Source organism: Aliidiomarina halalkaliphila, assembly GCF_007096385.1.
Classification (GTDB): domain Bacteria; phylum Pseudomonadota; class Gammaproteobacteria; order Enterobacterales; family Alteromonadaceae; genus Aliidiomarina; species Aliidiomarina halalkaliphila.
The window spans coordinates 296,527-311,223 of sequence record NZ_VJWL01000001.1; the positions used below are offsets into that span (position 1 = coordinate 296,527).

The following is a 14,697-nucleotide window of genomic DNA, read 5'->3' on the forward strand; positions in this document are numbered from 1 at the left end:
AGGAAGAATTTCAGAGATAAGGAGTGATCATGGGACAAGCGCAGCACATTGATCTCGATGCAGTAGCAAACCCAGACGCGGTGTTGTTTTCTGAATTGGAGACGGTAAGCGGCAAGAAAATTGGGGTGGCTTGTTTAAACGTAGAGCGTTCATTGAACGCGCTTAGCCTTGATATGATTAACTTGCTTTATCCCCAGCTGATCGCATGGCAGGATGACCCGAATATTGCCTGTGTATGGCTTGAAGGTGCAGGGGAGAAAGCCTTTTGCGCTGGTGGCGATATTGTGGCGATGTATCAAGCCATCAAAGCGATGCCGAATACTGCCGTACCGGAAGTGGTCGGTTTCTTTAGCAAGGAATACCGCCTCGACTATTTGATCCAAACTTACCGCAAACCCATGGTGGTGTGGGGTGATGGATTTGTGATGGGCGGTGGTATGGGCTTGATGAATGGGGCCTCCCACCGGGTTGTCACTGAGCGTTCGCGCTTGGCGATGCCAGAAATCAGCATTGGTCTGTATCCGGATGTCGGTGCGACTTATTTCCTCGGACAATTACCCGATAAAATGGGCCTTTTCCTCGGCTTGACGGCAGCGCAAGTCAATGGGGCGGATGCCTTGTATTTGGGCATGGCGGATTATGCATTGCCAAGCGCTGGGCGAGACAGCATGAAGCAGGCATTGGTGAACGCCAGTTGGACCGATGACCAAGATCTCAACCTGGCCACGTTAAGTGATGCGTTGAGTTCACGTTCGTTAGCACAGGATGAATTGCCGGTAGCCGAACTCGCGGCCCGCAAAGACGAAATTGCTGGCTTGATGGACGCTGATGGTATTAGTGCCGTGACCGAGCAGTTTCTTGCTTATGAAACCGACGATGCGCTACTGAGCCGTGCCCAGAAAACATTACAAGCGGGGTGCCCAATGACGGCGCACATCGTTTGGCAGCAATTACAGTTTGGCACCGAATTAACCTTAGCCGATGCCTTTCGCCTCGAGCTGACCTTGTCGGTGAACTGCGCCGTGAAAGGGGACTTCGCCGAGGGTGTGCGGGCCTTATTAATTGATAAGGACCGGAACCCCAAATGGTCCCACAGCGCGGTTGCCGAGGTGAGCCAAGAGGACTTGGATGACATGTTTATTGCCCCTTGGGGCGAAGGCGAACATCCGCTAAATGACTTAGTGTAAGGAGCACCAGATGGCGCGTATTGGATTTATTGGATTAGGTAATATGGGTGGCCCGATGGCCACCAACTTGGTCAACGCTGGCCACGATGTACATGTATTCGATTTGTCTGCTGAGGCGTTACAGCGGCTTGAAGCCGCTGGTGCGAGCGTAGCATCGAGTGCAGCTGATGCCGTGCAAAACGTTGAATACGTGGTCTCCATGCTGCCTGCTGATAAGCATGTGAAATCATTGTACTTCGGTGAGCAGGGGATTGCTGGGGCGATCCAAAAAGGTACCTTGATTATTGATTCGAGCACTATTTCTGCCGAAACTGCACGGGAACTAGCCGGTGAATTGACTGGCCAGGGATTACGCTTTATTGATGCGCCAGTATCCGGTGGTGTCGGTGGCGCGAAAGCAGGCACCTTAACCTTTATTTGCGGCGGCGAAGCGGCCGATATTGAAGAAGCCCGTCCTATTCTCGAAGGCATGGGGAAAAACGTATTTAAAGCCGGTGGTCATGGCGCAGGTCAAGTGGCGAAAATCTGCAACAATATGTTGCTCGCCGTGTTGATGGCAGGCACCTCAGAAGCCTTGGCTTTAGGTCGTGCGCAAGGGTTAGATCCGGAAGTGCTATCCAATATTATGCTGCAAAGTTCAGGTCGGAACTGGACCTTGGAAGTGTATAATCCGTGTCCTGGCGTGATGGAAGGGGTTCCTTCGAGTAATAACTATCAGGGCGGCTTCTTAGTTGATCTCATGATCAAAGATTTAGGTCTTGCTCAGAGCACTGCAGGCAATACGCAATCCGCCACGCCCATGGGTAATCTAGCTGCTGAATTGTTCCGTCAACACAGTGATCAGGGCAACGGCAGCAAGGATTTCTCGAGTATTTTTCAGTTATTTGACCAGAAAGGAAACTAATACCGATGCAAATTAAAGATGCGGTCGTTGTTATTACTGGAGGCGCACAAGGCCTTGGACGTTCCATGGCTGAAGACTTTGCGGCTCGTGGTGCGCGCTTAGCCTTAATCGATATGAATGATGACATGCTGCAAGACGCCGCTGCTCATTGTTCTAAACTAGGCGCGGGGGATGTGCAAACCTATAACGTGAACGTGACCCAAGAAGCTGCGGTTGAAGGTGCCTTTGCTCAGATTGATGCGCACTTTGGTGGTTTAGATGTCTTGATTAACAACGCCGGTATTTTGCGTGATGGCATGCTGATTAAATGCAAAGAAGGTGAAATCACCCACAAGATGCCGTTACAGCAATGGCAGTCGGTGATTGACGTAAATCTAACAGGAACTTTCTTGTGTGGTCGGGAAGCGGCCGCGGTGATGGCGAAGCGTGGGCGCAAGGGCGTGATCATTAATATCTCAAGCGTGGCGCGCGCCGGCAATATCGGTCAAACCAACTATGCAGCAACGAAAGCAGGCGTGGTCGCCATGACGGTGACTTGGGCACGTGAGTTAGGTCGCTTTGGTATTCGTTGCGGTGCCATTGCTCCGGGCTTTATTGAAACGCCAATGACAGCGCAAATGAAGCCGGAAGCCATTGAGCGGGCATTATCGATGGTGCCATTGCGTCGTTGGGGACAGCCCACGGAAGTCGCAGATTCAGCGCGCTTTATCATTGAAAACGACTTTTTCAGTGGCCGCGTGATCGAAATCGACGGCGGCGTTCGTCTGTAAAATCCACCAGCACCTGCAGATAACCTTGGTTCCCTGCAGGTGCTTCTGGTATCCATGTTTGATGCGGATTGATTTAAGGGTATTACCGCCATGAAACTTAGTTGCGCGTACTCAATGCATTAAGGTTTGCGTACCCACTCACCATCGATTTCAATGTAATGCCCGCTTTGGGTTCGTTGAATTGAACGTTGACCCGCTAGTGCTTCTATCTCAGTAACCGGTACATTGTTCTCAGTCGCTAAGCGCACGTATTCGTCTCGGCGAACCTCATTGATTAAGCGCACCACATCTGCGGCATACTCTTCATCGCGCACTAAGCCAAGATAACCGGTTTTGGTTTCACCAATTAATCCTCGATTTTTGTAATCGCGAATTAGGTTGGAGGCGTCTTGTAGGGTAATGCTGCTCGACATAAAAAGGCTTGCAGCCGCCATTTTAGGAGCATTGGCCAATGCATTGCTTTGCGCTAACACGGGGCTGCCTAGTATGGCTGTCACGCATAGACCGACTAAACTGATGCGTGCTGTTATTGACAATAAAGTCATAAGACAAATCCTTGTTTAAAAGAGACCACTTGATTCGCTAAACATTTCATCGAGCTCACGGGCAACGCGAATGTAAATTTCATGTTCAATTTTCACGTTTAAATTAATCGTGATCGGCTCGGGGGTTGCCACGCGCACGGTTGGAGTGCAGCCAACAGTGGTTAAGGCTAATATACTTAGCCCAAATACACCGAGTACAGTACTCCGTATAGACGCAGCGCGACGACCGCGAGAGGTCTTTCTCAGTTGCTGCCGGATATTATCCATAAATCCTCACTGGTTTCGACGAGGTGCATTGGGCACCTTTAACGTACTGTTTCCAAAAACTTCTGTTGCACGCGTTGATGAATAATTTCATTTACTCTGTTCGATAATTGTAAGCCAGTTATCAGTGCCGGCAAGTTTTCCTGCAACGAAAGATTCAAATGGATCGGTCGACTGCCCGGTAACTGAGGATTTTGACCGCGTAATCGCAGTACAAGTTCCAATGCCCCATCTTCTTGATACATCACTTCGCCATCAAGGTGTTCATATTCGAAGTGATCGAAGGCGTCGGTAAGGATGCGCATCGCTGGGTTCGTGCGACCAATGGCGGTGGCTCGCTCTGAACGATAGTTGAGAACCCCTCCTGGTGGAATGGCAGCGACGGTGCCTCGATGAATACTGATGCCTTGTTCTGAAAAGTGAAGGGGGAGCATGCCGGAAAAGCGACCTGTCCCTGTAAGATCAGGTGCGGGGTATTGCGTTAAGAGCTGATTCAAATCCAATTCATGTAACTCAATGGGCAGGATAAAAGGGTTTCCGGATAGTTCATAGGTGCCACTTTGCACACGGGCGATACCACCAAAGAGCCCCAGTGCAGATTCATCAATGGTGACGGTGCCATGGGGCAATATATTGTCCGCGGACGCCATGGCTTCTAACTGTTGGTAGCTTGCTTGATAACCTCCACGCAGCAGGAAGGGGCCAAAGTCAATACCTTGGTTAATGCGTAATACCCGCAAATTGGGTGAATGGGCATGGATTTGTTCTGGTTCAATACGAAGTTGTATGTCGCCGTTCAGACCGCCGAAACTGGTGGTGTCGTAGATTCCCACTGCATCCATAAACTGAATTGATGATTCCACTAGCCACGAGGGCTGATGGGCTGAAAAATCATCGGTTAGTCGTCCAGATACAGCCAGTCGGCCCCGTTGCAGTTGTAATAATTCGGGCCATTCGCCCCAAGCCCGCGCTATGGGATTTCCGGCGATAAAGAAAATGTCTGTGATATTCCAATCGATAACCAGAGATGACGGGTCGATAACGCCCTGATGATGCAAGCGCAAGCCGTGGCTGCTGGTAAGTTCGCCGCGCTCGAGGGTGATTCGTAAGGGGTCGCTAGCAAAACGCGTATCAGCTTGCCAGCGCCATTGTTGGGGAATCAGAGGCTCATATACCAAGTGGGGTAAGTTAAGTTCGCTGCGGCCTTCTGTAACGATGCCTTGCTCGCCCCAGAGTATGGCGTCGCTCTGGTATTGAAATTGGAACTGAGTGCGTAAAGCGTGTTCTGCATCAGTGGTATAGACGAACTCACCATCTAAGCGCAGCGGTTTAGTTAAACGCAATTGCCACTGTGAATCATGTGGTTGGATTACGCCATCAAGTTCGAGCTGAGGTGAGCGCACGCTAAAGCTTTCATCTATGTCCATCCGTGCTTGTCGCCAACGCAGTGCAATACCAACTTCATCAATTCTAAATCCTTCCGGCGTTGAATCAGGCTCGGGTTCGCTGTGCGGATTCAGGGTGATCTGAAACGGGAGCTCCATGGAGAGTTCATGTGGGCTGTTGGCGAGCACCTGCGAATGTGTATGAAAGCGCCCCTGCCATTGTGAAGGCTCGGATAAAGCGTTACTCAGCTGTATAGGCGCGTTATTGCTTAGCACGAAAGTCCACGCCAGTTCTGGAAATGACCAATGCAAATTCTCTTGCAGTCGCAAGTAGTCTAAATCAAAGAGTAGTCCGGAGAGATCAAGACGCACATCGTCGAGTTGCTCCTCAGTTAATACGGCCTGGGCTTTTAAGTCTACGGTGCTGGAGGCATAGTCGGGAATGGTTAGCCGCATAGAGTCTGTGCCGGATGCTTGCAGTAGCCCCGTCCACTGTTGCTGTTGATGCGACCAATGCAGGCGCCAGTTGGCTTGCATAACGTTGGGAAGTTGGATGTGCTCCTCCCGAACTTCTGGGTCAGTGGTTGGAAGAAACGGTGGGACCGTCTCGGCAAACCAATGCCACTTTTGTCTTAGTTGCGCCAAGGTTAATGGCTTTTGGCTTGGTTGCGTTATAACGATGTCTCCGCGCAGTTCGGAGTTTGCGGAGTCGTTCTTCGCCAGAGCCGGATCAATTTGTGTTTCGACAGCAAAAGTGCCGACTGGGCTATTGGTTAACGTAAGTGCTAGTTCGCCATGAAGAGCCATTGGCCATTGTGCGAGCGCTGATTGCGCCCGAATGTTGCCCTGGCTGGCAACGATCAGTTCGCTGTTCGCTTGGGTTGGTAATGCCTGTATCGAAGCATTTAGTGGCGTTATCTGTGAGTAACGTGCCGCGAAAGCCGCCATTGCATACTGTAGCGGCGCGGCATTAAGAGCACTTTGCACCTGAAAGTCTAGTGAATCTAAGGCACCATCTCGCTCGTGAGCATAGTATGCATCTAGTTGAATATGCCCTTGAAAAGAGTGCGTCAGATGGTACACCGTGACCCTATGCTTAGAGTTTACCATCGCGTCTTTATCTTGATGCCAATGCCACCTTATGACGTGGCTACTGTTGAGGGCGGGTAGGTGTGTTTGTTCAGGAACGTGCAAATCAATCTGCAGCGACGAAGCGTCAACCCGTTCAAGGGTTACCGACATGTAAAGATGAAAAAGAGTATCGCTGCTGTTGTCTGGTAGCAGGGTGATTTGGGTATGCTTAAAGTGTGCGCCGTCGAAGTGATCAAGCCGATCTGATATCTGCTGCAGCGGTTGCATCCAGTTCTTATCCTGCAGTACATCAGGCAAGGCAGCGGCGACAGTATCCGGTGGTGTTTGCTCGGACCCAGCGAATAAGGCCGATGGCAGTGTAATATGAGGATGTTGAACATCAAGTGACAGCAAGTGTGGCACAGGGGTAAGTCTGTCACGTGTCCACGACCAGTGAAGTTGAATCTGTTCTGCGGTTACCGGAATTGAGAGATCTGCATCCGTGTAGACAAGGGATATATCGGCTAGCTGAATGTGGCGAACCCCGATACGTTCAATCTGATATTGAACCGAGTGTATTCCCGCATCCTCTAGCTGTTGGTAGACCCACGAGCGCAGTGACCACAAGCCAACCAATGCGATTAGCGCCAGAATGCATAGTATGAAAATGCCGCGCACAACAAATGGAAAAAGAACCCGCGCTGCCATCAACTCACCTTGACTAGCCGCATGGCTAGATGATTAATCCTGTATTCCCTTACGACAATGATTGTCATCAGTCGGTTCCTTGTTTGCTCACGAAAGGTGTCGGCGGTTAATGCCATGTACTTGCTATGATTGCACCTTGGAATTATTCGCTCGGGATGAACCCATCGTTATCTATTACATAGTTTAGCAACGACACGTCGGGATAGCCTGTTCAAGTGAAATAAAAAGGGTAAACTAAGCATACGAAGTTGTTAATATAGAAGACTCAGGATGTTGACTACCGAAAAAACCGAGGACCAAAAACTCATCGCAACCCAGCGTTGGCTTGAGCGCGTTGTAATTGCCCATAATTTTTGTCCATTTGCGAAACCTGTAGTACGCGCCGAACGCGTTCGCTATCGTTTGCTCGACGCGCGCAATGTTGAGCAATTGCTGCATGAACTGCGGGCAGAGTGTGATTATTTAGATCAACATTCAGAGACGGCAACCAGTTTATTAGTGCTCAATCACTTGGGTGAGGACTTTTACGATTACCTCGATCTTGTGGCCGATGCTGATCATTGGCTCGCTCAAGAGAATTACGAAGGGATTTATCAAGTGGCGAGCTTCCATCCGGAGTATGTTTTTGCCGGCACGCAAGCATCGGATCCGTCAAATTTTACCAATCGATCCCCATATCCGCTATTGCATATTCTACGCGAAGATGACGTGACTACAGCATTGGCTGATTGGCGTGACCCCGAGAATATTCCTGAGCGCAATATCCGCCACGCACGTGCTCTAGGTACCCAGTATTTCCGTGATCTATTGATCGAAATTGATTCGGAAAAATCCTAATCCTGTCCTGAGTCGTCACCTTCTTGGAAAGGTAACAAGGTGAAGGTTTTTGCGAAGACTTTCTCAATAGGATACCGTTTGTATTATGAGCGTAACCCAAAAACAGTGGCTAGAACTGTATTTGTGTACTCTGTATACACAATGAAATGAGGGTAAATTCTTCGAAGTTGAGGATCTAATTTTATGCAACGTTTACTGGATACGCTGGCGCGGGTTGTTGAACAAGAATCTGCGGATAGTTCGGATCTGGAGAATTTTGTGCGACCGTTACTGGACTTACTCGCCGATATCACCGGTTTGGAGTCGACCTATTTAACCTCAATTAATGATCAGGAATCGATACAAGAAATTGTGTATGCCGTGAACGCAAATGAGGAGCCTTTGATCCCTGAGGGGCTGCAGGTGCCGTGGGGAGATACCTTGTGTAAGCGGTCACTAGAAGAGGCACGTACCGTCACTCAGGATGTAGCTGCGACATGGGGGGATTCCGATGCAGCCCGTGAACTCGGTTTAATGACTTACATGAGTGAGCCTGTAAGGGGTGTGGACGGCTCTATCGTAGGCACCTTGTGTGGTGTGAGTCGCAAGGCACAGCCAATTTCACAAGAAGCCCTGCGTTTATTAGGTGTGTGTGCCAAAATCATTGGTTGGCAGTTGCAGCGCTCGGAGCTTATTTCGCAGTTACACGAACAGAATAAGGCCTTTGCAGCATCAGCACTGCTTGACCCCCTGACCGGTGTATTGAATAGACGTGGGTTAGAGAAAGAGCTGAAACGAGCAAATGCGGTGTTCAAACGCACGCACCAACCCTACCACATCGCTTTTATCGATCTAGATAATTTTAAACAGATTAACGATACCTTTGGGCACGATGCGGGGGACCGTTTTTTACTTCAGGTGTGTGAACGGCTCAATACGACCTTGCGGGAAGGCGATGTTTTAGCGCGCGTGGGCGGTGATGAATTTGTGGTGATAGGTTGGCCTTCAAACATTACTACCGATGAACTAGCAGCTTTTAAACAGCGTTTGCAAGAGACCATCAGCGGCGACTATGCTATTGATGATTTTGTGATCGAGTACGGTGGAGCCAGCATAGGTACCGTATTCGCGGCCGCAGAGGAGGAGTATATGGCTGTGCTAGAGCGGGCCGATCGGCAAATGTACGACGAGAAGAAGCGACGTCAGGGAAAAGCGAACTAGCAGCATGGGTTTTGCTGTGTGAGCCTGATACACTAGCCCAAAGCGATTCGCGCACGGAGCGCCTGCATGCGTAAACTACCCCCATTAAATGCATTGAAGTCTTTTGAGGCAGCAGCTCGGCACTTGAGCTTCACGAAAGCTGCAGAAGAGTTATTTGTGACTCAAGCTGCCGTCTCTCATCAGGTGAAAACGCTTGAAGAGTACCTCGGCATTGCCTTGTTTATTCGTCGCAATCGCGCGTTATTGCTCACAGAAGCAGGCCAAGGCTATTACCTTGATATTCGCCAAATGTTCGAGCAGCTCACCTTAGCAACTTCCAAGATAATGCTGGCCAGTGAGCAGGGCTCGCTAACCGTTTGTGTTCCCCCAGGATTTGCGATTTTATGGCTCGTACCTCGGTTAAGTCGGTTTCATGAAGCCCACCCAGAGGTTGATGTACGTCTTAAAGCCGTGGATGAAATCACTGGCTCACTTACCGACCATGTGGATGTGGCGATTTACTACGGCCGGGGAACTTGGCCTGGCGTTACCTCGTATCGTTTACACAAGGAATATCTCATTCCGGTATGTTCGCCTTTGCTGCTGAATGGCCCAAAAGCATTAAAGACCCCTGCAGACTTAAAACAACATACCTTGCTTCACGATGAAACTCGAAATGCGTGGCGGGAATGGTTTTTGCGTGTACAAGAAGAGCCTCCGGTGAAAAAGACCGGTCCAGTATTTTCTCACTCGGCGTTAGCATTGAAAGCGGCTGTTCATGGTCAAGGGGTTGCCTTGGCGAACAGTGTGTTGGCCAAACCGGAATTAGATTCCGGTCATTTGGTGCAGGTTTTTCCAGAAGCATTACCTACAGCAGAAGCCTTTTATATGGTGTGTCGAGAATCGCAAGCGGATGTAGGGAAAGTGGCGCGTTTTCGTGATTGGATTTTGGCGGAAGTGAAGCGCGATGAACAGGAAAGTGCAGAACACCAAAATACACAGCAGTCATAAAGAGCAAATAGAGATATGGTTCACATTGTATTTGCCCATGGTGCGGGCGCAGGCCCTGAAAGTGACTTTATGCAGCACATTAGTGGCCTATTGGAAGAAAAAGGCTATAAAGTTCAGCGGATCGCCTTTCCTTACTGGCAAAAGGTGCTGCAAACTGGTAAAAAGCGTCCTCCAGATCGCGCTCCCGTATTGGATCAGTATTTTGTGGAGACAGTGCAAGCGCTCCGAGACCCCGGTCAACCGCTATTTGTGATGGGCAAGTCTATGGGAGCAAGGGTTGCGGCCCGTACGGCAGAACAATTGGGTGCAACGGGTATGATTGGGCTAGGGTTTCCTTTTCACCCACCTGGGAAGCCGGAGCGGGATCGATTCGATGATCTTGCCTGCGCTCATGTTCCTAGCCTTATTATTCAAGGCAGTCGCGACCCCTTTGGCAACGAGAGCTGGCTCGAACTCGAGAGATTGCCATCGTTTGTTCGTGTGCAATGGCTTGCCGCTGCAAATCATGATTTGGTTGCCCCCAAGCGAACTGGACTAAGTCCGGAACAAGGGTGGCAACAGGTGGTGGATATGGTCGATCAATTCATTCAAGAACAATTAAATTAGAGTACGCATTATGTCTGTTGTGTTGTATTGCCGAGCTGGCTTTGAAGGTGAGTGCGCCGCTGAAATTCAGGAGCGAGCCGGCGCCTTGGGCGTATATGGCTATTGCAAAACGCAACCGAATTCCGGATTAGTTATCTTTGAATGCAAGCCGGAAGAGGGCGATCATTTGGCCCGTAAAATTCCGGTGGCTGAGCTTATTTTTTCGCGCCAACTGTTTGTTAAAGTGGGTGAACTCAACAATCTTCCAGTGGATGACCGCATTGGTCCGATGGTGGAAGCCTTTGCAGGCAGTCAGTTAGCCGGACGTTTGTGGTTAGAGACCACGGATACCAACGATGGTCGGGCGTTGTCTCCATTGTGTAAGAAAATTGCCCACCCCTTTGAGAACGCGTTGCGCGATGCGGGTTTATTAACCAAAGAGGACGTGGCAAATCGTCCAGTGCTGCATGTGCTCTTCCGTAGTACCCACGCCGTCATGCTAGGTTATTCGTACAGCTATAACCATGCTCCATATCCTATGGGTATTCCCCGCATCCGCACGCCGAAAGGGGCGCCGTCGCGTTCCGCTGCAAAATTAGCTGAAGGCTTTAAAGTCATGATTCCTGCTCACGAGTTGGAAAAGCGGGTGGAGCCCGGAATGCGGGCGGTAGATTTAGGAGCAAGCCCTGGGGGTTGGACGTCGGTATTGGTGTACCACAATATGATGGTCGCTGCGGTGGATAACGGCCCTATGGATGCAGGGTTAATGGATTCTGGGCAAGTGAATCATTACCGTGAAGATGGTTTCTCGTTTTTACCCAAGCGGAAGAACGTACGCTGGTTAGTCTGTGACATGGTAGAGAAGCCGGTGCGCGTCGCCCACCTTATGGCGGACTGGTTTATCGGTGAGTGGTGTCACGATGCCATGTTCAACCTAAAACTCCCTATGAAAAAGCGCTATGCGGCGGTCCAACAGTATTTGCAAGCGATTCGTGATCGTTTAGATGAAGCGGAAGTGTGGGGATACGAATTAAGTGCCAAGCACTTATATCATGACCGTGAAGAAGTCACAGTCTATTTGCGACGTAAGCTTAAAACCTAAGCTTAAAAACTAAGTTTTTATGCTGGCTAGGCGGAACATAAAAAAGACCACGCAGGCGTGGTCTTTTTTATTGCGCAATACCTTACAGGCGATCGAGAATTGCTTGGGTGAAATCAGTGGTGCCGTGCTTGCCGCCAAGATCGCGGGTCGTGCGGTCGCCAGATTCAATCACATCCCGTAATGCGTTATGGATACTCTGGGCTTGCTCATGCATACCCAAATGCTCCAGCATTTGGATCGATGCCAAAATTACTGAACTTGGGTTCGCCAAATTCTGGCCAGCGATATCTGGGGCAGAGCCATGAACCGCTTCGAAAATCGCACATTTCTCGCCAATGTTCGCGCCTGGTGCCATGCCCAAGCCACCGACTAAGCCAGCACATAAATCCGATAGAATGTCACCAAAGAGGTTAGTCGTGACGATGACATCAAAGATCTCTGGGCTCATCACTAGCTTCATGCAGGTTGCGTCGACGATCATTTCTTCGAACGCGATTTCAGGGTAGTCTTTCGCGACCTCTCGGGCGACAGCAAGGAACATGCCTGAAGTGGTTTTCAGGATATTGGCTTTGTGCACGGCCGTCACTTTCTTGCGGTTCTCGCGCTTGGCTAGCTCGAACGCAAAGCGAACGATACGTTCACAGCCAATGCGGGTCACCTTACTCATGGCTTCCGCTTCGCTGCCGTCATCAGCGGTGCGCTGCCCCAGTCCTGAATACATTCCTTCGGTGTTTTCCCGAATAGTAATGATATCAATGTTCTCGTAACGGGCTTGCGTGCCTTTGAATGAATTGACTGGGCGTACATTGGCATACAAGCCAAAATGCTTACGCAAGGTGACATTAATGGACGTAAAGCCACCACCAACTGGCGTTGTGAGAGGGCCCTTGAGTGTAATTCCATTGCGCTCGATCGCTTCTAGCGTTTGTGCAGGCAATAACTCGCCGTGTTTCTCCAATGCGACTAAACCTGCATCGGCGAACTCATAGGTAAAGCCACAGCCAGCTTTATCCATAATCTTCAGCGCAGACTCAATAATATCCGGGCCGATACCGTCGCCCGGGATAACCGTAATCGTTTGACTCATTCAGTAACCCTTACTGTACAACTTGATGAATGTCGTGATTCGTAATTTGGGGGGCTTTTATACCACTTTTCCGCTATGTGCTCCAGTGGAGACCAACGCAAAACGCCTGCGACTATAGTAGCAGATGAAGCGCACTGAAGCTTACGCGTGGGGTTTATAGCCAGCATAGATGGGGCGAATTAACGGAAGTACCCCTATGGCATTACACCGGGCGTGGTGATGTTGTGCGCGCAAGCGAGAGCTACTGACTAAACTCCGCTTCATAGGCGGTGTCACCCCAAGCAAAGAGTAGGTCATGCACAAACAGCAGGGGTGTGGTTTCGTCTCGGGTTGTCATCCCATCGGATTTCACGTGATGTGTGCGATAAAACAAGATAAGGATATCACCGCGTTCATTGGTTCGTGCTTCACTAATGTCTGGAGGCCCGAGCAAGCGCAAAACTTCATCACGATGGGTGCCGATTTTAAGCCGCCCAATATATTTGCGATTGAAAATTTCGCGCTCGCGCCAGGTCATGGTTTCTGGGTTTGCCGTATAGAATTGCTGCATGCCCACAAATACGAGGGCATACAGGACAAATCCGACAATCATGATCAGAAACCCTTTTTTCACGTTTAGTCCTTCACAACTCGGTAGCACGGTTGATATTTTGTCCCACCTGGAAGTTTCATGCGATCCTGTTGAACGAAGCTTTCCAGCAGTTCATCGAGTTCATGCATAAGATCTTTGTCGCCGTGAATCAAATAGGGGCCATGTTTACGAATTTCACGTAACCCTGGCTCTTTTACGTTACCGGCGACAATCGACGAAAATGCTCGGCGTAAATCCGCGGCTAGTTTTTCTTTTGGCTGATTTTTGCTGAGATTCAACGAGGCCACATTTGCATGTGTGGGCTCAAATGGCTGTTGAAATTGCTCTTCAATGTAGAGCGTCCAGTTGAAATGATAGGCATCACCACTGTCTTGGCGGTAGCGCTTCACACCGGCCATTCCAGTTTGCACGTGTTGGGCCACAGCCACAGGATCATCAACAATGATCTTATAGTATTTGGTCGCATCGTCGCCGAGGGTGTTTTGCAAAAAGCGATCGACTTTTTCCCAATAGGCTTTGGCATGGCTGGGGCCTGTGAGAATCACGGGCAGCACCTGGCTCTGGTTGTCTGGGTGCATCAAGATACCCAACAAATACAAGAGCTCCTCGGCCGTTCCTGCCCCACCTGGGAAAATAATAATGGCGTGGGCACAGCGCACGAAGGCTTCTAAGCGCTTTTCGATATCTGGCATGATCACCAGTTCGTTCACAATTGGATTCGGGGGCTCGGCAGCGATAATGCCAGGCTCGGTGAGTCCGAAGTAACGGGCATCTTTTACCCGCTGCTTAGCATGGCCAATGGTGGCCCCTTTCATGGGGCCTTTCATGGCACCCGGACCACAGCCGGTACACACATTGAAACCGCGTAAACCGAGCTCATAACCTACAACCTTGGTGTATTTGTACTCCACCTCAGAAATAGAATGCCCGCCCCAACACACAACCATGTCAGGTTCTTGAATAGGTTTTACGACCCCAGCATTGCGTAAAATATCAAACACCACATGGGTTAAATGGCGTGTGCTCATGGCGTTGAGCACGTCGGCTGGATACTTCTCTCCCACAAATAGAATATCGCGGAGCACGGCTTCGACATGTTCGCGAATACCGACAATCAGTTCGCCGTCGACAAAGGCGGACGGTGGGGGATTGATTAATTCGAGCTTCACTCCGCGCTCGCGGCGAATGACATTGACTTCAAAATCGGTAAATTGGTCAAAGATATCGGCGCTATTATCGGTATGGCTTCCCACGTTCAGTACCGCTAACACACAGTTGCGGAATAAACGATACAGGGGGCTATCGGTTGATTGCTGTAACCGATCGATCTCTATTTGTGAGAGCAACGACATGCTGCCCTGAGGTGACAATGAAATTCTCATATTCTCTTATTTCTCCTTGGTACTCATATTCCCTGAGCTCATCTTTTCCGTTTTATTTTGTGTCTTCTTCTTCATCATTCTGAGCGTA

Annotated in this window: 14 protein-coding genes; 8 read left to right on the plus strand and 6 right to left on the minus strand. The window is 49.9% G+C overall.

Annotated elements, in window-relative coordinates; all coding sequences use genetic code 11:
• Positions 1-29 precede the first annotated feature (29 nt).
• Genes FM042_RS01385 through FM042_RS01395 form a run of 3 tightly spaced genes read left to right on the plus strand, consistent with a single transcriptional unit; the run spans position 30 to position 2,861 of the window.
• The gene (locus tag FM042_RS01385; protein WP_143233968.1) at positions 30-1,187 is read left to right on the plus strand and encodes an enoyl-CoA hydratase/isomerase family protein; all 1,158 of its coding nucleotides are present in this window, start codon (positions 30-32) and stop codon (positions 1,185-1,187) included.
• A gap of 10 nt (positions 1,188-1,197) precedes the next feature.
• Positions 1,198-2,091 (plus strand): 3-hydroxyisobutyrate dehydrogenase, encoded by an 894-nt coding sequence (gene mmsB / locus FM042_RS01390; RefSeq protein WP_143233969.1) that lies wholly within the window; start codon positions 1,198-1,200, stop codon positions 2,089-2,091.
• 5 nt (positions 2,092-2,096) lie between these two features.
• Positions 2,097-2,861 (plus strand): SDR family oxidoreductase, encoded by a 765-nt coding sequence (locus FM042_RS01395; RefSeq protein ID WP_143233970.1) that lies wholly within the window; start codon positions 2,097-2,099, stop codon positions 2,859-2,861.
• 119 nt (positions 2,862-2,980) lie between these two features.
• Here the strand turns inward: FM042_RS01395 and FM042_RS01400 are convergent, their stop codons facing one another.
• The 3 genes from FM042_RS01400 to FM042_RS01410 form a co-directional block, all read right to left on the minus strand.
• A complete protein-coding gene (locus FM042_RS01400) occupies positions 2,981-3,406 on the minus strand; it encodes a YdbL family protein (RefSeq protein ID WP_143233971.1) in 426 nt (141 codons plus the stop codon).
• A 15-nt stretch (positions 3,407-3,421) separates the two neighbouring features.
• Positions 3,422-3,616, minus strand: coding sequence for a YnbE family lipoprotein (locus FM042_RS11890; protein ID WP_456298075.1), 195 nt, complete (start codon positions 3,614-3,616; stop codon positions 3,422-3,424).
• Between the two features lie 95 nt (positions 3,617-3,711).
• Positions 3,712-6,834 (minus strand): YdbH domain-containing protein, encoded by a 3,123-nt coding sequence (locus tag FM042_RS01410; RefSeq protein ID WP_143233973.1) that lies wholly within the window; start codon positions 6,832-6,834, stop codon positions 3,712-3,714.
• Positions 6,835-7,104: 270 nt separating this feature from the next.
• Between FM042_RS01410 and FM042_RS01415 the strand changes: the two genes are divergently transcribed.
• From FM042_RS01415 to rlmM, 5 genes are all read left to right on the plus strand, one after another.
• Positions 7,105-7,671, plus strand: a complete 567-nt coding sequence (locus tag FM042_RS01415) for a DUF1415 domain-containing protein (protein WP_143233974.1) — start codon at positions 7,105-7,107, stop codon at positions 7,669-7,671.
• A gap of 183 nt (positions 7,672-7,854) precedes the next feature.
• Complete coding sequence (locus tag FM042_RS01420) at positions 7,855-8,871, plus strand: sensor domain-containing diguanylate cyclase (protein ID WP_143233975.1); 1,017 nt, start codon at positions 7,855-7,857, stop codon at positions 8,869-8,871.
• A 66-nt stretch (positions 8,872-8,937) separates the two neighbouring features.
• Entirely contained in the window at positions 8,938-9,861 is a 924-nt protein-coding gene (locus tag FM042_RS01425; RefSeq protein WP_143233976.1) for a transcriptional regulator GcvA, read from the plus strand.
• Positions 9,862-9,876: 15 nt separating this feature from the next.
• A complete protein-coding gene (locus FM042_RS01430) occupies positions 9,877-10,467 on the plus strand; it encodes an alpha/beta family hydrolase (protein ID WP_143233977.1) in 591 nt (196 codons plus the stop codon).
• Between the two features lie 10 nt (positions 10,468-10,477).
• Positions 10,478-11,548, plus strand: coding sequence for a 23S rRNA (cytidine(2498)-2'-O)-methyltransferase RlmM (gene rlmM, locus FM042_RS01435; RefSeq protein ID WP_269902482.1), 1,071 nt, complete (start codon positions 10,478-10,480; stop codon positions 11,546-11,548).
• Positions 11,549-11,630: 82 nt separating this feature from the next.
• Here rlmM and FM042_RS01440 read toward each other — a convergent pair whose 3' ends face one another.
• The 3 genes from FM042_RS01440 to ppnN form a co-directional block, all read right to left on the minus strand.
• The gene (locus FM042_RS01440; protein ID WP_143233979.1) at positions 11,631-12,635 is read right to left on the minus strand and encodes an isocitrate dehydrogenase; all 1,005 of its coding nucleotides are present in this window, start codon (positions 12,633-12,635) and stop codon (positions 11,631-11,633) included.
• 241 nt (positions 12,636-12,876) lie between these two features.
• Positions 12,877-13,248 (minus strand): DUF3192 domain-containing protein, encoded by a 372-nt coding sequence (locus FM042_RS01445; protein WP_143233980.1) that lies wholly within the window; start codon positions 13,246-13,248, stop codon positions 12,877-12,879.
• Between the two features lie 2 nt (positions 13,249-13,250).
• A complete protein-coding gene (gene ppnN, locus FM042_RS01450; protein ID WP_143233981.1) occupies positions 13,251-14,609 on the minus strand; it encodes a nucleotide 5'-monophosphate nucleosidase PpnN in 1,359 nt (452 codons plus the stop codon).
• Positions 14,610-14,697: the final 88 nt, after the last annotated feature.

Bases quoted from the DNA above. Each gene is read 5' to 3' on its own strand.
- FM042_RS01400 (WP_143233971.1), bottom strand. From the start codon at position 3,406: ATGACTTTATTGTCAATAACAGCACGCATCAGTTTAGTCGGTCTATGC.
- FM042_RS01420 (WP_143233975.1), top strand. From the start codon at position 7,855: ATGCAACGTTTACTGGATACGCTGGCGCGGGTTGTTGAACAAGAATCT.
- FM042_RS01395 (WP_143233970.1), top strand. From the start codon at position 2,097: ATGCAAATTAAAGATGCGGTCGTTGTTATTACTGGAGGCGCACAAGGC.
- FM042_RS01425 (WP_143233976.1), top strand. From the start codon at position 8,938: ATGCGTAAACTACCCCCATTAAATGCATTGAAGTCTTTTGAGGCAGCA.
- FM042_RS01440 (WP_143233979.1), bottom strand. From the start codon at position 12,635: ATGAGTCAAACGATTACGGTTATCCCGGGCGACGGTATCGGCCCGGAT.
- mmsB (WP_143233969.1), top strand. From the start codon at position 1,198: ATGGCGCGTATTGGATTTATTGGATTAGGTAATATGGGTGGCCCGATG.
- FM042_RS01410 (WP_143233973.1), bottom strand. From the start codon at position 6,834: ATGGCAGCGCGGGTTCTTTTTCCATTTGTTGTGCGCGGCATTTTCATA.
- FM042_RS01415 (WP_143233974.1), top strand. From the start codon at position 7,105: ATGTTGACTACCGAAAAAACCGAGGACCAAAAACTCATCGCAACCCAG.
- FM042_RS01430 (WP_143233977.1), top strand. From the start codon at position 9,877: ATGGTTCACATTGTATTTGCCCATGGTGCGGGCGCAGGCCCTGAAAGT.
- ppnN (WP_143233981.1), bottom strand. From the start codon at position 14,609: ATGAGAATTTCATTGTCACCTCAGGGCAGCATGTCGTTGCTCTCACAA.
- FM042_RS01385 (WP_143233968.1), top strand. From the start codon at position 30: ATGGGACAAGCGCAGCACATTGATCTCGATGCAGTAGCAAACCCAGAC.
- rlmM (WP_269902482.1), top strand. From the start codon at position 10,478: ATGTCTGTTGTGTTGTATTGCCGAGCTGGCTTTGAAGGTGAGTGCGCC.